At 50.3% G+C, this 21,334-nt stretch carries 19 protein-coding genes and 1 pseudogene; 18 read left to right on the plus strand and 2 right to left on the minus strand.

From position 1 onward, the window contains the following. From E1H14_RS02695 to E1H14_RS02720, 6 genes and pseudogenes are all read left to right on the plus strand, one after another. Nucleotides 1-377: pseudogene (locus E1H14_RS02695) on the plus strand (4-hydroxy-2-oxovalerate aldolase); the annotation flags it as partial. Nucleotides 378-379: 2 nt separating this feature from the next. Beyond that, nucleotides 380-1,363, plus strand: coding sequence for an FAD-binding oxidoreductase (locus E1H14_RS02700; protein ID WP_149389928.1), 984 nt, complete (start codon nucleotides 380-382; stop codon nucleotides 1,361-1,363). Between the two features lie 234 nt (nucleotides 1,364-1,597). After that, nucleotides 1,598-2,638, plus strand: coding sequence for a TRAP transporter substrate-binding protein (locus tag E1H14_RS02705; protein ID WP_149389929.1), 1,041 nt, complete (start codon nucleotides 1,598-1,600; stop codon nucleotides 2,636-2,638). Between the two features lie 57 nt (nucleotides 2,639-2,695). Next, nucleotides 2,696-3,178: a TRAP transporter small permease gene (locus E1H14_RS02710; protein ID WP_149389930.1), complete on the plus strand. Its 483-nt coding sequence runs from the start codon at nucleotides 2,696-2,698 to the stop codon at nucleotides 3,176-3,178. Between the two features lie 26 nt (nucleotides 3,179-3,204). Further along, nucleotides 3,205-4,491, plus strand: a complete 1,287-nt coding sequence (locus tag E1H14_RS02715) for a TRAP transporter large permease (RefSeq protein WP_149389931.1) — start codon at nucleotides 3,205-3,207, stop codon at nucleotides 4,489-4,491. 188 nt (nucleotides 4,492-4,679) lie between these two features. Further along, nucleotides 4,680-5,858: a PQQ-dependent sugar dehydrogenase gene (locus tag E1H14_RS02720; RefSeq protein ID WP_149389932.1), complete on the plus strand. Its 1,179-nt coding sequence runs from the start codon at nucleotides 4,680-4,682 to the stop codon at nucleotides 5,856-5,858. Between the two features lie 8 nt (nucleotides 5,859-5,866). Here the strand turns inward: E1H14_RS02720 and E1H14_RS02725 are convergent, their stop codons facing one another. Continuing rightward, the gene (locus tag E1H14_RS02725) at nucleotides 5,867-6,421 is read right to left on the minus strand and encodes a TetR/AcrR family transcriptional regulator (RefSeq protein ID WP_200834013.1); all 555 of its coding nucleotides are present in this window, start codon (nucleotides 6,419-6,421) and stop codon (nucleotides 5,867-5,869) included. 442 nt (nucleotides 6,422-6,863) lie between these two features. Between E1H14_RS02725 and E1H14_RS02730 the strand changes: the two genes are divergently transcribed. From E1H14_RS02730 to E1H14_RS02755, 6 genes are all read left to right on the plus strand, one after another. Beyond that, nucleotides 6,864-7,913, plus strand: coding sequence for a porin (locus E1H14_RS02730; protein WP_160142005.1), 1,050 nt, complete (start codon nucleotides 6,864-6,866; stop codon nucleotides 7,911-7,913). A 414-nt stretch (nucleotides 7,914-8,327) separates the two neighbouring features. Beyond that, nucleotides 8,328-9,449: a C4-dicarboxylate TRAP transporter substrate-binding protein gene (locus E1H14_RS02735; RefSeq protein ID WP_149389935.1), complete on the plus strand. Its 1,122-nt coding sequence runs from the start codon at nucleotides 8,328-8,330 to the stop codon at nucleotides 9,447-9,449. 76 nt (nucleotides 9,450-9,525) lie between these two features. Beyond that, nucleotides 9,526-10,017 carry a TRAP transporter small permease gene (locus tag E1H14_RS02740; RefSeq protein ID WP_149389936.1) on the plus strand — a complete coding sequence of 164 codons (492 nt, stop codon included), beginning with the start codon at nucleotides 9,526-9,528 and terminating at the stop codon, nucleotides 10,015-10,017. 25 nt (nucleotides 10,018-10,042) lie between these two features. Then, complete coding sequence (locus tag E1H14_RS02745) at nucleotides 10,043-11,335, plus strand: TRAP transporter large permease (protein ID WP_149389937.1); 1,293 nt, start codon at nucleotides 10,043-10,045, stop codon at nucleotides 11,333-11,335. Nucleotides 11,336-11,426: 91 nt separating this feature from the next. Then, nucleotides 11,427-12,293: an alpha/beta fold hydrolase gene (locus E1H14_RS02750; RefSeq protein ID WP_149389938.1), complete on the plus strand. Its 867-nt coding sequence runs from the start codon at nucleotides 11,427-11,429 to the stop codon at nucleotides 12,291-12,293. 220 nt (nucleotides 12,294-12,513) lie between these two features. Next, the gene (locus E1H14_RS02755) at nucleotides 12,514-13,566 is read left to right on the plus strand and encodes a porin (protein ID WP_149389939.1); all 1,053 of its coding nucleotides are present in this window, start codon (nucleotides 12,514-12,516) and stop codon (nucleotides 13,564-13,566) included. 133 nt (nucleotides 13,567-13,699) lie between these two features. On the opposite strand, the gene E1H14_RS02760 is transcribed toward E1H14_RS02755, so the two are convergent. Continuing rightward, nucleotides 13,700-14,518: a DNA-binding transcriptional regulator gene (locus E1H14_RS02760; RefSeq protein WP_149389940.1), complete on the minus strand. Its 819-nt coding sequence runs from the start codon at nucleotides 14,516-14,518 to the stop codon at nucleotides 13,700-13,702. A gap of 319 nt (nucleotides 14,519-14,837) precedes the next feature. On the opposite strand from E1H14_RS02760, the gene E1H14_RS02765 reads away from it, so the two are divergent. From E1H14_RS02765 to E1H14_RS02790, 6 genes are all read left to right on the plus strand, one after another. Then, on the plus strand, nucleotides 14,838-16,505 hold the full coding sequence (locus tag E1H14_RS02765) for a bifunctional 3-(3-hydroxy-phenyl)propionate/3-hydroxycinnamic acid hydroxylase (protein WP_149389941.1): 1,668 nt from the start codon (nucleotides 14,838-14,840) through the stop codon (nucleotides 16,503-16,505). Between the two features lie 3 nt (nucleotides 16,506-16,508). Beyond that, the gene (locus E1H14_RS02770; protein WP_149389942.1) at nucleotides 16,509-17,456 is read left to right on the plus strand and encodes a 3-carboxyethylcatechol 2,3-dioxygenase; all 948 of its coding nucleotides are present in this window, start codon (nucleotides 16,509-16,511) and stop codon (nucleotides 17,454-17,456) included. Next, entirely contained in the window at nucleotides 17,456-18,238 is a 783-nt protein-coding gene (gene mhpD / locus E1H14_RS02775) for a 2-keto-4-pentenoate hydratase (protein ID WP_149389943.1), read from the plus strand. The genes E1H14_RS02770 and mhpD overlap by 1 nt, the downstream gene beginning before the upstream one ends. Nucleotides 18,239-18,310: 72 nt before the next feature. Further along, complete coding sequence (locus tag E1H14_RS02780; protein WP_149389944.1) at nucleotides 18,311-19,255, plus strand: acetaldehyde dehydrogenase (acetylating); 945 nt, start codon at nucleotides 18,311-18,313, stop codon at nucleotides 19,253-19,255. A gap of 2 nt (nucleotides 19,256-19,257) precedes the next feature. Beyond that, a complete protein-coding gene (dmpG, locus tag E1H14_RS02785; protein WP_149389945.1) occupies nucleotides 19,258-20,277 on the plus strand; it encodes a 4-hydroxy-2-oxovalerate aldolase in 1,020 nt (339 codons plus the stop codon). A 201-nt stretch (nucleotides 20,278-20,478) separates the two neighbouring features. Beyond that, a complete protein-coding gene (locus E1H14_RS02790) occupies nucleotides 20,479-21,327 on the plus strand; it encodes an SH3 domain-containing protein (RefSeq protein ID WP_149389946.1) in 849 nt (282 codons plus the stop codon). The last annotated feature ends 7 nt before the right edge of the window (nucleotides 21,328-21,334 follow it).

A 21,334-nucleotide genomic window follows, 5' to 3' on the forward strand; every position in this document is an offset into this window, starting at 1 on the left:
TGCGCATCGACGGCTCGGTCGCGGGCCTGGGCGCCGGGGCGGGCAACACACCGCTGGAAGTGCTGGTCGCGGTCCTGAAGCGGATGGACGCGAACACCGGCATCGATCTTTATCAGATTATGGATGTTGCGGAAGATCTGGTGGTGCCGATGATGGATCAGCCGATCCGAGTCGATCGTGATTCCCTGACCCTGGGGTATGCGGGGGTCTACTCCTCCTTCCTGCTGTTTGCGCAGCGTGCCGAGAAGAAATACGGCATCTCCGCGCGCGACATTCTGGTCGAACTCGGCCGTCGTGGCACGGTGGGCGGACAGGAAGACATGATCGAAGACCTGGCCTTAACCCTGGCGAAAGCGAAACAAGCACAGCAGGCATAAGTATGACTTATAGCGTTCAGATTCAGCCGGTCGGCAAGCAGTTTGAAACTCAGGGTGAGGACAGCCTGCTGGATTCGGCTCTTAAATCCGGGATCATGCTTAAGCATGGTTGTCGGGATGGCAAATGTGGCGATTGCCGCACCACTTTAGTTTCCGGACAGGTGGCCTATCCCGAAGGTCTGGAGTTGTCGGTATCCGATCAAGAAGGCAGTACGGTTCTGACCTGTCAGGCACGTGCGCAATCGGATTTGATTTTAGAGTCTCCAGAAGTGACCGAGTTTGAAGGCATCAGCATTCAAAAGGTGATTGGCCGTGTGATGCAGAAAAGTGTTGCGGCTGAGGACGTGGTGATTCTCACCTGCATGCTGGCTCCGGGCACCGAGTTTAAATACTTGCCGGGTCAATATGTGGATTTGACACTGGCCAATGGCGTGACGCGGAGCTATTCCATGGCGAAGGCGGATGCGCAGGATGGCAACATCGAATTGCATATTCGCTTGGTCAGCAGTGGCCAGGCCACCCCTTTCATTTTTAATGAGTTGCAACCGAAAAACCGAGTCACGCTGGAAGGCCCTTATGGCAGCTTCTATCTGCGTGAATCTGAACGCCCGATCATTCTTTTAGCCAGCGGTACCGGCTTTGCACCCATCAAAGCCTTGATGGAGCAGATGATCGCGACCGCTAACCAACGCTCAGTGCACCTCTTCTGGGGGGGGCGGCGTCAGCCTGATCTTTATCAGAATGCGTTGTGTGAATCCTGGGTGGCCTCCTTGTCATGGTTTAGTTATACGCCTGTGCTGTCTGATGAGGCGTGGAACGGTCGTCAGGGATTTGTGCATCGTGCGGTGATCGAAGATTATCCGGATCTATCTGGGCATCAGGTCTATGCCTGTGGTGCACCGATTGTGATCGAATCGGCTAAGCGCGATTTCGTCAAAGAGTGTGGCTTTGATTTGCAGCACTTCTTTGCGGATGCCTTTGTCTAAGGTTTTTATTTCTTAATAAGATACACATCTGTTTGTTATCAGGTGTGTATCTGTTTGGGAATAAAAAGACAGTCTCTGATGATTCGCAGTTTGGATCACTTTAAACGTAATTAATCCCTGATTTTATGCTTAGACAAAAGACGCATTATGAAGGGGTCTTGATTGTTGTAAAGTACAGAACTGTATGTTAATTTCATTCAACAGTAATAATAATAAACAACCGGAGTCTCGAAGATGATTAAACCGAAAAACAAACTGCTGAAACTGGGTGTGCTGCTGTCAGGTTTAGCCCTGTCCTCTGCAACCTTTGCGGCCAACACTGTTACCCTGCGTTATAACCAGTGGTTCCCTTCACAGCATTGGTCACAAGCAGACGGTCTCTACAAATATTTTGAAGAGATTGAAAAGGTCACCGAAGGGCGTGTCAAAGTACAGCCTTCGGCTAAGCCACTGGCACCGCCTACGCGTAACTATCAGTCTGTGGTGAGTGGTATCGCAGATTTGGCTTGGGGGCCACATGGTTATGCTCCCGGTGCCTTCCCGCTGACCGAAATGGTCGAATTCCCCTTTACCAACGAAGATGCCGGTATCTCATCGGCGGCTTATCAGCGTTTATTTGAAAAGCACCTTGCCGATGCTGGCATGCACAATGATGTGCATACTCTGGCAGTCCATGTGACCTCCGGTGGTAACTTGCATATGCGCCGTGACAAGGTAGAAGCACCTGCCGACCTGCGTGGTAAAAAAATCCGTGTACAGACCAGCGTAGTGGGTGATGCTTTGCGTAGTCTTGGTGCTGTGCCGATTTCAGGTTCCTTGTCTGAACTGCGTGAGTTTTTATCACGTGGCATCATCGATGGCACCACACTTTCCGATGAGTTGCTGACAGGTTTTAAAGTGGATAACTATGTTAACCACATCACCCAGATTCCTGGCGGTATCTTCACGAACAGTACCTTTATCATCGTCAACAAGGCGAAATGGGAAAGCATCAGTGAAGCTGACCGTGAAGCCATCATGGCGATTTCAGGTGAAGCCCTGGCGGTGCGTATGGGTAGCCTCTGGCATCAGAACGATCTGGAAGCACGTGAGCAGTTAAAAGCGAACCTCGGCGATCGTTATATTGTTGCCGGTGATGAGCTGAATGCGGCGATCGATCAGGCATTTGACCCTATCCGTAAAGTTTGGTTGGACAAGGCGGCTGCAGCCGGTCTGGACGGCGAAGAGTTGATCCGCTTCTATGAGGAGCAGATCAAAGAGTTGTCCTCTAACTAAGCGCAATATCTGGGCACTTCGTGATCACGAAGTGCCTTTTTTCTGTTTGAGGTTCCCATGAAAATGTCTTTTCTCAGCTTGTTGGAATATCTCTGTGCCAAGGTTTCACTTCTGGCTTTGATATTCATGGCGCTGATTACATTTATCGACGTCTTTGGACGTGTGGTATTTAACAGTCCTCTTGGTTTTGCGTATGAAGTAGTGGGTATCTGTCTCGCGATTTCGTTTTATGCAGGCCTTTACCATGTGCATAAAAAACGTAAGCACATCCGTATCGATTTGTTGGAAAAGCTGTTTTATGGACGCTTCGGACAGTTTATCTCCTGGTTATCCTATTTGGTGGAAATCGTATTCTTTACTGCACTGGTGATCATGGTGTATCAGCAGGCAGTTGAATCGAAAAACTTCGGTGAGATCTTCATGTTCTTAGGCATTGAAAAATGGAATGTTCTGGCGGTGATGTCGGTTCTCTCGGCTATTGCTTTGGTCAGCTTATTGGTGACCTTCCCAGATTCGCCTAGTCAGCCACAAGATCAATAAGTTAGTTAAAACCGAGGTCATGTTTTATGGTTATGTCCATTGCTTTTGCTGTCTTGCTTATTATGTTGTTTTTACGTATTCCAATTGCAATCGCAACCGGCGTCGTTGGAATCTGTGGTCTTGCCTATTATCAGGGATGGGGGCCGGCCTTCAGCCAGTTAGGAATGATCGGTACTGAAACTGTTCTCTCTTATGAATTTGCGGTGATTCCATTATTTATTTTGATGGGGAATATCATCAGCCGTTCGGGTTTGGCTGAGGAGCTTTATAATGCCACCCACGCTTTAGTCGGGCATTTTAAAGGGGGGTTGGCGATCACCACGATTGGTGCATCCGGGGGGTTTAGTACCTTTTGCGGATCGAGTTTTGCGACAGCGGCGACCATGACGCGTATCGCTTATCCTTCGATGAAAAAATATGGTTATAGTGATGGCCTAGCGACCGGTTCTATTGCCGCTGGAGGTACCCTGGGTATATTGATTCCTCCATCCATTGCTCTGGTGTTTTACGGCATTATCACAGAAACCGATATAGGTAAGCTGTTTGTGGCTGGGGTCATCCCCGGTATTTTAGGCGTGCTTTTTTACATCGCAGCGGTGCTGTATGTAGTGCACGTGAAAAAAGACAGTGCTGCGGGCACAGAAGAGGTGCCATTTCGTGAGAAGCTGTTAGCCCTTCGCCAGCTCTGGGCCTTTTCCCTGCTGATTATCCTGGTGCTGGGGGGGATCTATTTTGGTTTCTTCTCACCGACCGAAGCGGCGGGTGTGGGTTCCGTAGGTGCCATTGCCATCACCATGATTCGTGGGCGCTTCACTTGGAAAAAGTTACGTGATGCAGTGGAAGATTCGGCGGCAACTACCGTTGCTTTGATCGCGATTCTGATCGGCTCTTTGATCTTTGCCAATCTGGTGAATGTGTCCAACCTGCCGTTTCACATTGTGAATTGGATTGAAAGCCTGAACCTCAGCTTGCTGGGTGTGATTCTGGTGATGATCGCCATCTACTTTGTGTTAGGGGCGGTGTTGGAATCCATTTCTATGCTGTTGCTGACGGTGCCGGTCTTTTATCCGATTGTGTCCGGCATGGGCATGGATTTGATCTGGTTCGGCATCATTGTGGTGATTGCAACAGAGATCTCTTTGATCACACCACCGGTTGGCTTAAATGTTTTTGTACTTAAGTCAGTTGTGCCTGATGTGGATTTGAAGGTTATTTTTAAAGGGGTTTTCCCATTTCTGATCGCGGATATTCTGCGTTTAGCCCTGATCATTCTTGTACCCGGTCTCTCTCTGTTCCTGGTCGAGATGATGTAAAGCCAGTTTACCCCAACTGGTTGTGTGACCCAGGCTGACTCAGTGCCGCTGGGTTGGCCTGGTTTTTTGCTCTGAGTTAAGTGAATCAATCAGCTGTTCTTTACCCGCCCAAGTGGCGGGTATTTTTTTGCCTCTTGTTTTGGAACTGCTAGGCTCAAGCAGGGTCGCAGAAAAAAAGGAGAAAAGTCTTGAACTCAATTTTGTCTTGGCGTCTTGGGCTGCGTGCCTTGATCTTATTGGCTTTGTTGCTTTTTGTGGTGTTTTGGTGGGCACCCAAAGGAAAAGCGGAGCTAAGGGTGAGCAGCGAACACTACATGATTGAGCTGGAGATCCTGGCCGATGGGTTACAGCATCCTTGGTCGATGGTGTTTTTGTCTGATGATGAGATGCTCGTGACTGAGCGGACAGGTCAGTTACGTCGCATCCTAAAGGGGCGGCTTTTAGAGGAGCCGGTTGCTGGGGTTCCCGAAGTGGCTGTGGTCGGTCAGGGCGGTTTGTTAGAGGTGTTGGCACATCCTGACTTCGCGGAGAACGCTTGGCTTTATCTCTCATTTGCGGAAGAAACCCAAGAGGGTTTAACCACATCAGTGGTGCGTGGGCGTTATGCATCGGGTGTGTTGAGTGATCTTGAACCTATTTTCTCCGCGCGGCCGGCGTCAGCAGGCGGGCGCCATTTTGCCGGACGTATGGTCTTTGATCATCAGGGTTATCTGTACATTGCGATTGGAGATCGCGGTGAAATGCAGCGCGCTCAAATCGGGCAAGATCATGCCGGTAAAGTGGTGCGTCTGTTCGAAGATGGCCGTATTCCGCCAGATAATCCATTTCTAGGAAATGCCGAGTTTGATGATGCGATTTTTACTTGGGGGCATCGTAATCCTCAGGGCATGTTAGTGCACCCTGAAACCGGAGAGGTCTGGCTAAGTGAGCATGGTCCGCGTGGTGGGGATGAGATCAATCGTCTGCTTGCGGGTGCAAATTATGGCTGGCCAAAAGTGACGCACGGCATTGATTACACGGGCTTGCCGATTAGCCAATTTACCCAGCTGCCTGGGATGCAGCATCCTGAGTGGCACTGGACACCTTCCATCGCACCGAGTGGTTTGATCTTTTATGATCAAGCTGAATTTCCCCTCTGGCAGGGGCAGTTTTTGTCCGGTGCTTTACGTGAGCGTTTGATCTCCCGTTTGAGTGTTAAAGCCTCTGCGGATGAGGAGGGAAGTTTGCAGGAAGAGGAGCGCCTGTTACAGGGGTTTGCACAACGCATTCGGGATCTGCGTCTGGGTAGAGATGGTCATATCTGGTTGCTGACAGATGAAAACCCCGGACAGGTCGTGCGCCTGCGCCGGGTAGAGGCTTTGGAGTGAAGGCGTGCTTAATGAGCGTGAGGACGGAAGCGGCAATCCAGGAGTGGGCAGTTGTCACTGAGGAAATCAGAGAGGCGTTTAGCGCGTGCACTCTGGTTCTCCACTGAGTCATTTGGGTGCAGCAATGAAGTGGCAATCATATAGGAGTAGACCAAATAGGCGAGGTCATTGGCTTGCTCTGCCGGATGAGCCAGATCGACAAAGAGTTGTTCAATAAAGGCAATGCGATAACGATCCACTTCATCAACCGCCGCTCGCGCCATATCATCACGTCTTGCCCAGGCACGCAGTGAGATCTCAATGGAGGCGGCTTCAAAGGATTTATCACCTTTTAAAGGCAGCATCATCAGCTCGACCAGCTGCTCTTTGCTGCTCAAAGATTTTTTCTTTAAGCCTGCAATGACGGCCTCTGTGGCTTTCAGTCGCCACTTGTCCAGGATACCTTTGAGTAAATCCTGACGACTTTCAAAGTGATAGTAGAAGCTGCCGCGTGTGATTTTAAGTTCTTTGGCGAGATTATCCACACGCACCATGTCGATGCCTCCTGTGGAAAGCACCTTCATCGCTGCATTGATCCAATCGTTTCGTGAAAGCCTTTGTGATGCCATAGTGCTGTATCAGTCGTCTTGCTGGTGAATGTTGCAGAGCATCATAACATTGACATGCCTCTAAGTTAACTCTTGCTATAAAAGCTCTTTAGATTCATCTGTGTAGGTTATAAGTGCCTTGATTTAGATTGGATAATAAAGTGCATAGTCAGAGCCTCATCTATTAATGCACCTTTTAATTCAATATTAATGGATTAAAGTATCCCTCCTGATCTAAAACTTTCGTCATAAAAACATACACAAGTGTTTGTAGAATACACTTGTGTATGTTAAATTTTCTTTGCAATTTCATTCTCTTAGCCTAGGGAAAACACCTATTTAAGAGCTGGGAGCGCCTGATCGAGCGTGATCTATCACGCTGTTTCTGTATAACTCTAAAAATATGGAAGCCCATATGATGAAAACAATGAAAAAATCCTGTCTGGTTTTGGCTCTAGCCGCTGCAATGCCAGCCGTCAGCTATGCCGATGCCACGCTTTACGGTTCTTTCCGCCTGGGGATGTTTAACACAGATGGTCAGTCAGCTGCGCTGAATGACTATGCTAGCCGCATTGGTCTGCGTGGAACTGTCGATCTGGGATTGGAAAATACTCAGGGTATCTTCCACTGGGAGCAGGGCTTGAGCTTAAATTCGGGCGCGCTTGGGGGTGGTCGTTATGCCTCGGTGGGTGCTAAGGGCAACTGGGGTACAGTGATGGGCGGTAAGCTTGATCACCCAACCTATGCTTACGTGGGTAATGTGAACGAATTTGCGATGTCTGCTTTGCCAACCGGTTTGGATGTGGGTTATGTGCGCAATGGAAGTATACCAGGTGCTGCTGGCTTCCGTGCTGATCGTCGTATCGGTAACTCATTAGCGTATGTCACCCCAACAATCAGTGGCTTTGAAGCGATGGTTGTCGGTGTGTTTGGCGGTGAAGCTCCAGCGAGCAGTAGTCTGTTGGGCAACTCTGCGCAGAAAGACAAAACGCTGGATGGTTATAACCTAGGCGCTAAATACACAATTCAAGATTTAACTTTGGCTGCGGCTTATGGCGCAGTGAAATCAGACAAGCAATTGACGGGTGAGTTTGATATTGATTCCAATCTTTGGGGTGTTTCCGCTCGTTATAAGTGGGATAACTTCCGCTTTGCAACCAAGTATGAACAGTCTAAAGATAAGGTGGCGAACCTGAAAGATAAGGGTTATGCCATCAATGTCGGTTATGAACTGAACGGCTATGGTGCCTCTTTGGGTTACAGCACGACTAAGCAGGATGAAGCGGATCGCGAAAAAGCGACCTCTATCGAACTGCACCGCCGTATGGGCAATGGTGTTCTAGCGGTTGGTTATGTGGATTACAACTCTGCTGCAATCAACAAAGCTAATAGCTACAAGCAGTTTGGTAACCAACGTGCTATTTATGCAGATGACACGGCTTACCTGACGTACCGTCTGCAGTTCTGATCGCTATCCGACAAGGTGGATTCCCGGCTGCCTTGTCTGCCCTCAAATTCTGAGCTGAAGCCCTGGCTGGCGTGATCCTGAGTATTCCCCTTCTATTCAGGAAGCCAGCGCTGAAGCTGCAAGAATTGATCAAGCCCCGACTCAAGCTCTCTAGGTTTGGGTTGGGGCTTCTTCTTTTGTATTTGGCCTAGATAAACTGTCCTGTGCACTTAGTGCACCTTAGATGTGTTTTTCATTGCGTGCACAAGTGTCTCTTTCTAGACTAATAATTGTTCAGAAAACACTCTGCTACTCAATAATAATCATAAGGCTGGCATGCGTTCTTACTCTGCTGATTTTGTCTAGAAGCTAAATAGACTTAGAGTCATGATTGATGTGCTGAGCTAAAGTGCTAATAACAGGATAAAAACCAAAATGCGTAAAACCTTCTCGAAAGTGGCGATTGCCGCAACGCTCATGGGTGCCGTTTTTTCTCAGTCTGCCCTCGCTCAGCAGCTGCGTTTAGCATCAGGTTTGCCACCGATGCAACCGGCGAATAATCCGCTCTACACTGAATTTCAAAAAATGCTTCCTGAAGTATCTAATGGCCAGTTACGTGGCCAATTAGTCGGTATGGAAGTGGTGAATCTGGCGAATATGCGTACAGCAATTAACAGCGGTTTGGTTCAGGTGGGTTTGTTTCTTCCAGCCTATTTTCCAGCCGATCTGCCGAACTTTAACCTGATCGGGGATCTCTCCTTGATGGGGGGCTCGCCTCATGCCACCGCTGCTGCGGTCACAGAATATATAGCCACCTGTGCCGATTGTCAGGTGGAAATGAAAGCCTTGGGTGTGATCTATACCGGCTCCCATGCCAACCCTTATAACCTGTTAACAACTAAGCCGGTGAATAGCGAAGGTGATCTACGCGGTATGCGTATTCGTGTCGCGACCCCACAGCATGCACGTTGGGTGGAGGCGATGGGTGGAACGCCTGTAAGTATGCCGACCGGTGAAGCGTTTGAGGCGCTATCTCAGGGTATTATCGAAGGCACCGTTACTTCTTTATCGGATCTGGTGTCCTTTAACCTGCAAGATGTCATCAAGCATGCAACGATGATCCCCATGGGAACCTTTCATTCGTTAATTGACCATGCTGTGCGTCGCGACTCTTGGGCTTCTCTCTCTGAAGAAAATCGTGCCGCCTTGATCAAAGCCTCCTCGACTACCAGCATGTTGACTGTAAGCCGTTGGTTGGAAATGGTCGAGCAATCCAAAGAGGTGGCAGCCAAGAAAAACATCACCCTGATCGATCCCGCTGAGTCGATGTTGTCGGCGACGTCACAATTTGTGGCGGAGGATGTGGCGACTGCGGTCAGCATGGCAGAAGGGCGTTTTGGTGTTGCCGATGCCAAAGCTAAAATCGAACGTTTCCAAGCTTTAGTGGCTAAATGGGAGGAGATTGCCGCTTCTGTCGAGCATGATCCCAAGGCCATGCAAGAAGCCTTGCAACGTGAGGTTTGGGATCAGCAGGATCTGTCTCAGTACGGTCTATAATTTATATAGACAGTGATGCCGGTAAGCACTAGGAAGAGTGTTTAACCGGCATTTTTATTTCTTCAGGTCATCCAAAATGTCATTTTTAGCAAAGCTGGTTGAAAAAGTAACCCTGGCCTTAATGCTGGTGGGTGTGCTGGCCGTGGTGGCGATGATGCTGCATATCACCCTGGATGTGATGTTGCGGACCACTCTAAATTACTCTGTGCCAGCGACGGAACGTATTGTGACACGCTATTACATGGTGGCACTGGCGCTCTTACCTTTGGGTTGGGTGGAGTGGTCAAAAAATATGATTACGGTTGAGGCTTTCACTCAGCTCTACGGTAAATATGGTTTCCTCATCCTGAGTCTTCTGACCTCCTTACTCTCTGCCGTGATCTATTATCTGCTGGGCGTGGCAACCTGGGGGCAGGCGATAGAGCAGTTCAATCTTGGTTCTTACATCATGTCGCTGAATTTGGTGATCCCTATTTGGCCCGCCTACTTTTTTGTTCCCGTCGCTTTGTTTGTCGCCATGTTTGTGTGTTTAGCACGCATTCCTTTAATGCTGACGAACCGTTATTAATTCTTTTGCTTAAAGAGGTTGGCAAATGAGTATAGAAACAGGGGTGTATGGGCTGATTGTTCTGCTCATACTCTTGGCGCTGCGCGTGCCAGTTGCCATTTCACTGATTAGTGTGTCTTTGGTCGGGCTGACTTCCATGCTGGGTTGGGATACCGCGATTCATATGTTGGCATCGCGCCCTTATGATTTTCTGGCCCGCTGGACGTTAAGTGCGATCCCGATGTTCCTGTTGATGGGGTTTGTGGCCTATCACTCAGGCCTGACAGCAGGGCTCTTTAATGCCGCGAAGGTGGTGTTTCGCTGGTTACCGGGTGGCCTCGCGATTTCCAGTATTTTTGCCAGTTCGGGTTTTGCGGCCGTCTCTGGCTCGAGTGTGGCCTGTGCCGCTTCAATGGGGCGCATTGCGATCCCGGAAATGGTCAAGGCGGGTTATAAGCCGAGTTTTGCCTGTGGAACCATTGCGGCAGGCGGCACCATTGGCGCGTTGATCCCCCCGAGTATCTTGATGATCGTGTATGGTGTGTTCGCGCAAGTATCCATCACTGAGGTTTTCTTGGGCGGTATCACCATCGGCCTGTTGACCGCCTTGGGTTACAGTTTGACGATTCTGGTGGTGAGTGGATTGCGTCCAGATATCGTGCCACGGCGTTCGGAAGGTGCCTATGACTACTCCATGGCGCAAGCGGTGAAAGAGATTTGGCCGGTCATTGCCCTGGGTGTCATTATTTTTGGCGGGATGTTTTCCGGCGTGTTTACGGCTACGGAAGCCGGAGCGGTAGGCGCGCTGGGTGCGTTGTTGATTGCTTTGATTATCGGCAAATTGAACTTCCAGGTTTTGAAAGATTCGATGGTCGATACCCTGACCACAACCTCTTCCTTGTTGATTATTGGTGTTGGGGCGAGCATGTTCACGGTCTTCCTGAGCATGAGTGGCCTCTCAGGTTATATCCTCAATACCATGACCGGTTGGGATCCAAGTTATCTGCAACTGATGCTAATGATGGTACTGATTTATCTATTCCTGGGTTTGTTTATGGAGCCCTTTGGAGCCATGTTAGTCACCTTGCCAATTTTCTTGCCGATTCTACAGGGTATGGATATTAGCTTGATCTGGTTCGGTGTGTTTCTGGTGAAGTTGCTGGAAATTGGCATGGTGACACCTCCGGTTGGCATGAATATTTTTGTGATTAAGGGCGTAGCTTCACAATATGCTTCCTTGGTGGATATTTTTAAGGGCGTATCCGTTTTCTTAATTGCCGACCTATTCATCGTCGCATTTATGATTTTTGTGCCGGGCGCTGTGTTCTTCTTTATGTGAGCACGAATGATAGGAGGGGGAAGTCTCCTTATATTTTCTAACGCTTGAAAGAGAGGCATCTTTCAGCTTCAGCTTGATAATGGAAAAAAGTATGACAAACACATCTGCATTTGATGAAGTGAGTAGTAGTCGTTTTGCCCAAATACAAGAAGGTGATCTGGCGTTAAAGATACACTATAACGAAGTCGGAACGGGCGACCGAGTGGTGGTTACCCTGCATGGTTCGGGCCCGGGTGCGACCAGCTGGGCCAACTTCAGTAAAAATATTGAGCCGCTGGTGAAGGCCGGCTATCGCGTGATTCTCATGGACAGCCCAGGCTGGGGCAAGAGTGATCCGATCGTCTGTGATGGCTCGCGCTCCCACCTTAATGCTCGTGCACTCAAGGGCCTACTGGATGCTTTGCAGATCGAAAAAGCGAGTTTGATTGGGAATTCGATGGGCGGGCATTCGGCCACCGCTTTTACTTTGATGTACCCAGAGCGGGTAGAAAAATTGATTTTGATGGGCGGTGGGACGGGCGGCGCAAGTCCTTATACTCCGATGCCGACTGAAGGAATCAAGCGTTTGCAGCAGCTCTATCGCGAACCCACCATCGAAAACTTAAAAGCTATGATGGATATTTTTGTTTTCGATACCTCGGATCTGACGGAAGATCTCTTTCAGATGCGTTTAAATAACATGTTGGCACGTCAGGACCATCTGCAGAACTTTGTGAAAAGCTTGCAGTTGAATCCAAAGCAGTTCCCAGATTTTGGCCCGGAATTAACCAAAATCCAGCAGCCAACGCTTATCCTCTGGGGGCGTAATGATCGTTTTGTGCCGATGGATACGGGCTTAAAACTTCTTGCGCATATTCCAAATTCGGAGCTGCACCTGTTTAACCAGTGTGGTCATTGGGTTCAATGGGAGCACGCTTCCCGTTTTAATCATCTGGTTTTGGAATTCTTGGCTAACTAGCCGAGTTAAGGTTTCTGATCAGGCATTTAATAGAGTTAAATGCCTGGTTTCTTTAAAATCCTCAGTTGTTTTTTTGATTTATCTCGCCTTTATTTTGGACTGTTCGCCTGGTGCACGCAGCCCGGTTTTTTTCTTGTTGCGCTTCTGACCTTTTTTAATAATACTCCGGTCATTTTTGACACACTGATTGATTAAAATAATTCAAATAAGGATTCCATCCATGTTTAAAAAATCCTGTCTGGCGCTGGCCTTAGCCACCACGCTGCCTACTGTCAGCTATGCCGATGCCACACTCTATGGTTCTTTCCGCTTGGGGATGTTCAAAACCGACAATAAATCCGCCGTGTTAGATGATTACGCCAGCCGCATAGGGGTGCGCGGCAGCGTTGATCTGGGGTTGGAGAATACTCAAGGAATCTTTCACTGGGAGCAAGGCTTGAGTTTGAATACCGGCGCGCTCTTAAGTGGCGGGCGTTATGCATCGGTCGGCGCGAAGGGGGATTGGGGCACCTTGCTTGGGGGTAAGATCGATCATCCGACTTACGCCTATGTCGGCAGCGCCAATGAGTTCGCCATGTCCGCTTTACCAACAGGCTTGGATGTGGGTTATGTGGCGAATGGGAGTAAGCCGCAAAAAGGGTTTCGTGCCGATCGCCGGATCGGAAACTCTCTTGCCTATGTGACACCGAACCTTCAGGGTTTTGAGGCGATGGTAGCGGGCGTGTTTGGGGGTGAAAACCCCGCGAGCAGCGTGTTGTTGGGCAACTCAGCGCAAAAAGATAAAACCTTAGATGGTTATAACCTAGGGGTGAAATATACCTGGCAAGATCTCACCCTGGCGACGGCCTATGGTGCGGTGAAATCGAAAAAAGATGCTGCAGGCGTGTATCAGGTCGATGCGAACCTCTGGGGGATGGCGGCACGTTATAAGTGGGAGAATTTCCGCTTTGCGGCGAAATATGAGCAATCAAAAGATAAGATCTCAGGGTTAAACGATAAGGGGATCGGTCTGAACGCAGGTTATGAGCTGAACGGTTTCGGAGGTTCGATCGGTTATACCACCACTAAACAGGAAACCAAGGATCGCGAAAAAGCATTGGCTGTTGAGCTGCACCGTCGCATGGGTAAGGGTGTGATCGCTCTGGGGTATGTGGACTATAACTCAGCAGCGGTGGACCCTGCGAATAGCTATGATGGAACCACGGAGCGTGCATTAACGCCTATGTTTGGGGGGAATGATACGGCCTATCTGACCTACCGTTTGCAGTTCTAAACATGTCTCTAGGCTTTGGCTCCCTATCTTCAACCCGGTTTAGATAGAGAGCGATGATGCCTCTGCAAGCGCCGCTGTTTTCCCTTCCAGTGGTGCTTGCAGACTTCCTTGCAGGCGTAGCTTATTTGTTGGCTTAAGTGTTCGTTGTCGTAAAGTGACTCTCGATTTTTTCAACCGTTTCGCGCATTTTGGCCAGATGCTTACGTGCGGCTTCCTCCGGTAGCATGGCTTTGGCGATGTAAACCAAATTCAGTACCCCGACCACCTTCTCTTCACGAAAGATGGGCAGGGCAATCGCGGCAATTTTTTGCTCTTCATCCCATTCTGAATAGTTGCTGCCATAACCGCGTTGGCGGGTTTGCAGGAGGATGCGTGCGACATACTCAGGATCACGTGCCAACTCTCCTTGACGATCTTGACGACTGGCCAGAAGCTCTAAAAGTGCTTGGCGCTCGGCTTCTGGACAGAAGGCTAAATACGCCCGTCCGGCAGCGGTGAACAGAATTGGCAAGCGGCGGCCCACCATGGAACGATGAAAGGATAGGCGACTAAAACGATGCGTGGTTTCGCGCACCACCATGGCATCGACATCCAGCGTGCAAAGATCGGTGGGCCAAACAACTTCTGGCAGCAGGTCGGCTAGGAGTGGAGCGGCGAGGGCTGAGATCCACTGTTCATCACGGAAACCTTCACTCAGCTCACGCACTTTGAGGGTCAGTTGGTAACGATCATCGGATCGACTGCGACGCACATAACCCTCATCCTGCAGGGTTTCCAGTAAGCGCCTGACGGTGGTGCGGTGCAAGCCAGTCAAGCGCGCGAGTTCCGAGCTGCTACAACCACCGTCTTGGCGATTCAGGGTATTTAACAGCAAGAGTCCACGCGTCAAACCTCGAACCGTTTTGTATTCGGTGTCTTTGCTCGTTTCCGTTTCAGGGGATGGCCGATGCATCGTCTTTGATCTCTTCGCAGTCAGTCAAAATCAGACTGGTGCACTTAGTGCACACAAGTGTTCTTTTTGGTTGCTGATATTTTGCATAGCTTTCTATAATCAAGCAATAAAATCGCCAGATAAAAAGTGTGCAGGGTTGAATAAAATTCAGAGATCAAAGCTCTTTATTCAACATTTATTTTGAATCCATAAAATTCAATTTACTTTTTACTGGGCGCGGATTCTATTTTCCAGCCTGATGAAAAGCGTTCTCGCCGACTATTTCTTCAGTTGTGTTTAAACATAATAAATCGACGGTAGTAAAAACATGAGTGCAACGATGTCACAAACTTTATCTGCAAAACCTGACTATACAGCGGATGTCGTGGTATTGGGTGCCGGCCCAGTCGGCTTGACCATTGCGAATTATTTAGGCCAGGTGGGCGTGAGTGTTTTGGTGATTGAGAAACTGGATCAGTTGATTGATTACCCACGCGCCATCGGTATTGACGATGAAGCGTTAAGAACCCTGCAATCGATCGGTTTGATCGATAAAGTTTTACCCCATACCACACCCTATCATTGGATGCGTTTTCTGACCCCCAAGGGCCGCTGTTTTGCATCCATTGAGCCGAAAACAGACGAGTTTGGTTGGTCGCGTCGTAATGCATTTATTCAACCACAAGTTGACCGTGTGTTATTTGAGGGCTTAAAGCGCTTTGATCAGGTCGATGCCCTCTTTTCGCGTGATCTCCATCAGTTTGATCAGGATGCTGAGGGCGTCAATCTGCAGATGCGTACGCTGGATGGTAAAGAGGAGCGTGTGCGTTGCCAGTATTTGATTGCTGCGGATGGGGGCAACAGTTTTGTCCGCCGCACCTTAGGCATCGCATTTGATGGTAAAACGGCACCTAATCAGTGGATCGTAGTCGACATTAAAAATGATCCCTTAGGCACACCGAACATCTATATGTGTTGTGATCCGGTGCGCCCTTATGTCTCCGCGGCTTTGCCTCATGCGATTCGTCGTTTTGAGTTTATGGTTATGCCAGGGGAAACCGAAGAGACCCTGTCACAGCCTGAAAATATGCGCAAGCTTCTGGCCAAGGTACTGCCTAATCCCGATAAGGTCGAGCTGATTCGTCAGCGTGTCTATACCCATAATGCGCGTTTGGCGGCGGAGTTCCGTCGCGGTCGTATCGTTTTGGCGGGTGATGCCGCGCATATTATGCCGGTCTGGCAGGGCCAGGGTTATAACAGTGGTATGCGTGATGCCAGCAACCTGGCTTGGAAAGTCGGCATGGTGGTAAAAGGCTTGGCGGCTGACTCTTTGTTGGATACTTACCAACAGGAGCGTCGTGATCATGCGCGTGCCATGATCGATCTTTCGGTGACCGCAGGCCATGTTTTGGCTCCGCCTAAGCGTTGGATGGGCACATTGCGAGATGGTATCTCTTGGTTGCTGAATTATCTGCCCCCGATCAAACGCTATTTCTTGGAAATGCGCTTCAAACCTATGCCCCAGTATGAGCAGGGGGTTCTCGTGAAACCTGAAATGAAGGTAGAGAAGAACCCGGTGGGGCGTTTGTTTATTCAACCTAAGGTACGTACTGAAGCGGGTGAGGTGTGCTTACTTGATGATGTCATCGGTTCCAACTTTGCCATTATCGCTTGGGGAACCCAACCGACTTGGGGCATGAGTGCGGAACAAGTCGCTTTTTGGAAGCGTTTGGGGACACGTTTTATCCAGGTCGTCCCCTCGGTGCAGATGGCTGTAAGTGTAGAGCTTCCTGAAGATGTGATTCGCGTGGGCGATGAACAGGGGCGTTTGAAAGAGTGGTTTGGCAGCTACCCTGCCTCCGTTGCGGTGATTCGTCCTGACCGTTTTGTGGCCGCGATTACTCTGCCACAAACTTTGGAATCCACCTGCACACGCTTGTCTCAGGTTTTGGCGGCCAAGCCTGCGCCCATACGCTCTACAGGCGAAGCCGTTGTTCAGGGAGTTTAAGCCATGACCACGATGTTGCACTGCATGTCCCACTCACCCTTAGTCGGGCATGTAGACCCTGAGCCTGCGGTTTTGGCTGAGGTGGAACAGATGATCGCTGCCGCACGCGCAGCGGTCGCAGAATTTGATCCCGATTTGGTGGTGTTGTTTGCACCGGATCATTACAACGGTTTCTTTTATGATCTGATGCCCTCTTTTTGCATCGGCACCGAAGCTTATGCTATAGGGGATTTCGGCACTATGGCGGGAGATCTGCAGGTACCGCAGGCGCTGGCCGAGGCGCTGGCCGCTGCTGTTCTGGAGGATGGCGTGGATGCTGCGGTGTCTTATCGGATGCAGTTGGATCACGGTTTTGCACAACCCTTGGAGGAGTTGTTTGGGGGGCTGGATACCAAGCCTGTCATTCCTATTTTTATCAATTCGGTAGCGACACCCTTGCCCAGTTTCCAACGTGCACGCTTATTGGGTGAAGCAGTGGGACGCTTTTTAAAAGGATTAAATCAAAAGGTTTTGATCCTGGGATCGGGGGGGTTGTCACACCAACCGCCTGTGCCTGAATTGGCGACAGCCAATGAACATCTGCAGGATCGCCTGAAGGGATCAGGGCGCCATCTACCCGCAGAAGAGCGTGAGGCGCGGACCCAGCGTGTGATTCAAGCCGCACGGCGTTTTGTTGAGGATCAAACCAGCTTGCACCCTTTGCATCCGCAATGGGATGAGTTTTTCATGACACAGCTGGCTGAAAATCGTCTGCAAGAGTTGGATGGAATGAAAAACGCTGAGTTGTCAGTGCTAGCAGGTAAGTCTACGCATGAAGTCAAGGCTTGGGTAAGTGCCTTTGCCGCCCTATCCGTGATGGGGGAGTTTAAGGTGACAGCGCGTTATTACCGCCCTATTCCAGAATGGATAGCGGGTTTTGGTGCTTTAACGGCTTACACTGAGGAGGCGTAATGAATCAGCTTTTAGAGACCCTGGCCGAGCAGTTACGTCAGGCCGAAGCCACACAGCAACCGATGCCACCGCTACGTGATCAGCTCGGTGACACGGATGCACAAGCCGCTTACCGCATCCAGCAGATCAATGTTGAGCAGGCGCTAAAACAGGGACGCCGCATCGTTGGACGCAAAGTGGGTCTGACGAATCCGCGCGTGCAGCAGCAATTGGGGGTGAGTCAGCCGGATTTCGGGACGCTGTTTGCGGATATGAGCTATGGCGATAATGAGCAGATTCCGTTTGCTCGCGTGATGCAGCCTAAGATCGAAGCGGAAATTGCGCTGATTCTTGACCAGGATTTGCCACATGCGGATACCACCCTTGCCGAGTTGATCCGTGCTACAGGCTGGGTCTTGCCCGCTTTGGAAGTGGTGGGGAGTCGCATTGAAAATTGGAATATTCGTTTTACCGATACCGTCGCCGATAACGCTTCCAGTGGCTGTTATGTGTTAGGTGGCCCAGCACGTCGTCTGGATGGCTTGGATCTGCTGCAGGCCAACATGCGCATGACACGTAATGGCGTTCAGGTGTCTCAAGGCAGTGGAGCAGAGTGTTTAGGACATCCCTGCAATGCTGCGGTCTGGTTGGCGCAAACGCTCAGTCGTTTAGGCACGCCTTTGCGTGCGGGCGATGTCATTTTAACCGGTGCGCTAGGCCCTATGGTGGCGGTGGAACCCGGCGATCATTTCCAAGCTGAGATTGAGGGCTTGGGTTCTGTTTCAGTGAGTTTCTCCCATTAAAACCACTCTCTGCAGGGTGTCGCGCGGCGCGCGGCGCGTTGATTAATACAAACATTCAATTTGGATGGGTTCATGAAAAAACTCAAAGCCGCGATTATCGGCCCAGGCAACATCGGCACAGATCTGATGATTAAGATTCTGCGCCATGGTCAATATATTGAAATGGGTGCCATGGTGGGGATAGATCCCAACTCAGATGGCTTGGCACGTGCCGCCCGTATGGGCGTGGCCACGACTCATGAGGGGATAGAAGGCTTAACCCGCTTACCGATTTTCTCTGAGATCGATGTGGTGTTTGATGCCACCTCAGCCGGTGCACATCTTAAAAATGAAGTTTTCCTGCGCGGTTTGAAGCCGAATTTGCGTATGATCGATCTGACCCCTGCGGCGATTGGGCCTTATTGTATTCCTGTAGTGAACTTGGATCGTCATCTACAGGATACCAACGTGAATATGGTGACCTGTGGTGGCCAGGCCACGATTCCTATGGTGGCCGCGGTATCGCGTGTGGCTAAGGTGCATTATGCCGAGATTATTGCTTCCATCTCCAGCAAGTCGGCTGGGCCGGGGACACGTGCCAATATTGATGAGTTTACCGAAACCACTTCAAAGGCGATTGAGGTTGTGGGCGGTGCTGAAAAGGGTAAGGCGATTATTATTCTGAATCCGGCTGAGCCGCCGCTCATCATGCGCGACACCGTCATGGTTTTGTCGGAAGCTGTAGATGAAGCACGCGTGGAAGCGTCCGTCTTGGAGATGGAAAAAGCGGTACAGAGTTATGTGCCCGGCTACCGTTTAAAGCAGCGCGTGCAGTTTGATCGAATTCCGCAAGATCAGCCGGTGACCATCCCAGGATTAGGCCGTTTCAGCGGTTTAAAAACATCGGTCTTTTTAGAAGTAGAAGGAGCCGCCCATTACTTACCGGCCTACGCGGGTAACCTTGATATTATGACCTCAGCCGCTCTTTCGACCGCTGAGCGTATGGCCGAGTCACTTCTGAGCGCGAAAGGAGTCTGATCATGAGCTTTAATCCTGGGAAAAAACTCTATATTTCCGATGTAACCCTGCGTGATGGTAGCCATGCCGTGCGTCATCAATACACGATTCAACAGGTGCAGGCGATTGCACGTGCGCTCGATCAAGCGCGTGTTGACAGCATTGAAGTGGCACATGGGGATGGTTTGCAAGGTTCCAGTTTCAACTATGGTTTTGGTGCGCATACGGATCTGGAATGGATTGAAGCCGTTGCCGAAGTAGTGGAGCATGCCCAGATCGCGACGCTGTTGTTGCCGGGTATCGGCACTGTCCATGATCTTGAAGCGGCGTATCGTGCCGGTGCTCGAATCGTGAGAGTGGCGACGCACTGTACCGAAGCGGATGTGTCACGTCAGCATATCGAACATGCGCGTAAATTGGGGATGGATACCGTTGGCTTTTTAATGATGAGCCACATGACCACGCCTCAAGGCTTAGCGGAACAAGCGAAGTTGATGGAAAGTTACGGTGCAACCTGTATCTATGTCGTGGATTCCGGTGGCGCGATGGCGATGAACGATATTCGCGATCGCTTCCGCGCCTTAAAAGATGTGTTGAATAGCGAAACCTTGACCGGTATTCATGCGCACCACAATCTGTCTCTGGGGGTCGCTAACTCTATGGTGGCCGTAGAAGAGGGATGTGATCGTATTGATGCCAGCTTGGCGGGTATGGGGGCCGGTGCCGGTAATGCACCTCTTGAAGTCTTTATTGCCGCTGCGGAGCGTCAGGGCTGGGAGCATGGCACGGATCTTTACACGCTGATGGATGCTGCCGATGAGATCGTGCGCCCCTTACAGGATCGTCCGGTGCGAGTGGATCGTGAAACCCTGGCCTTGGGTTATGCGGGTGTTTATTCCAGCTTTTTACGTCATTCCGAAGTGGCGGCTGAAAAATATGGTTTAAAAACCGTGGATATTCTGGTGGAGTTAGGTAAGCGCCGTATGGTTGGAGGCCAGGAAGATATGATCGTGGATGTCGCACTGGATCTGTTGAAGTCGTAAGCTTTCTTGACTTAGGTCATATATAAACAAAGCGAAGCATGGGAAACCTGCTTCGCTTTGTTTTTTTCTAAAGAGATCAATTGTTTTTTTAAAGTGGTCAAGTTAGTTTAGAACGGAATTCTGCCAGGGATAGGGCGGTCATGCCGTCGTGCTGTCCTTTCTTCCCAGGTGTCTCACCCTCGATTAAGAAGGATTTTTAGCATGAAACCTAAAGCGTTAGCGGTTGCACTCCTCAGTGCCTCTTTCACTCTGGCAGGCTGTAACGCCACACAGCAAAACACTCTATTCAGCAAAGAAAATTTAGGTACTGTGATCGGTGCCGGTGCCGGTATTTTGATTGGAAGCCAGGTGGGTGGTGGTGACGGGCGTCGTTTAGCCATGCTCGCCGGTGCCATTGCTGGGGGCATGATTGGTAAACATATCGGTGCCAGCTTGGATGAGCGTGATCGTCGTGCGTTAGAGATGCAGACCCAGGCAGCATTGATGTCGGGCCAAGATGGCCAGACGATATACTGGCAGTCTGAGCACTCAGGAGCGACTGCACAGATCACCCCAGTCGCCACTGAAACGCGTACGCAGGCCGCAAGCATGCAGCGTACGACCCGTGTCCAGAGTGTGCCGAACTTAACCCTGCTGAACGCACCTTATGAAACCACGGCGGGCGTCAATATTCGCAGTGCACCTTCGACCACTTCAGATCGCATCGGGAGTCTCGCGGCGGGCACCAGTTTTACCGCCTTGGGCCGCACGGATAATGATTGGATCGCGGTCGGGCGCCGTGGAGTGAATGTGGGCTATATCTATGCACCCCTGGTGCGACCCGTGGTGGCACAACAAGCCACCGGCACAGATTTGGATACCCTGGTGGTGAGCCGAAATAACGCAGATCAAAGTGGTTTTGATCTGGATAACCTCACCGTCACTACAGATCAGGTTCAGGCGGCCACTCAGTGCCGTACTTTGCAATACGATATTCAGGCGGCGGGCTCTGCCGAGTCAACTCAGGTCAAGGCCTGTCAAGCGGCTGATGGTGCTTGGGAATTGATCTAATACGGAG

This window comes from Nitrincola tapanii, assembly GCF_008368715.1.
In the GTDB taxonomy this organism is placed as follows: domain Bacteria; phylum Pseudomonadota; class Gammaproteobacteria; order Pseudomonadales; family Balneatricaceae; genus Nitrincola; species Nitrincola tapanii.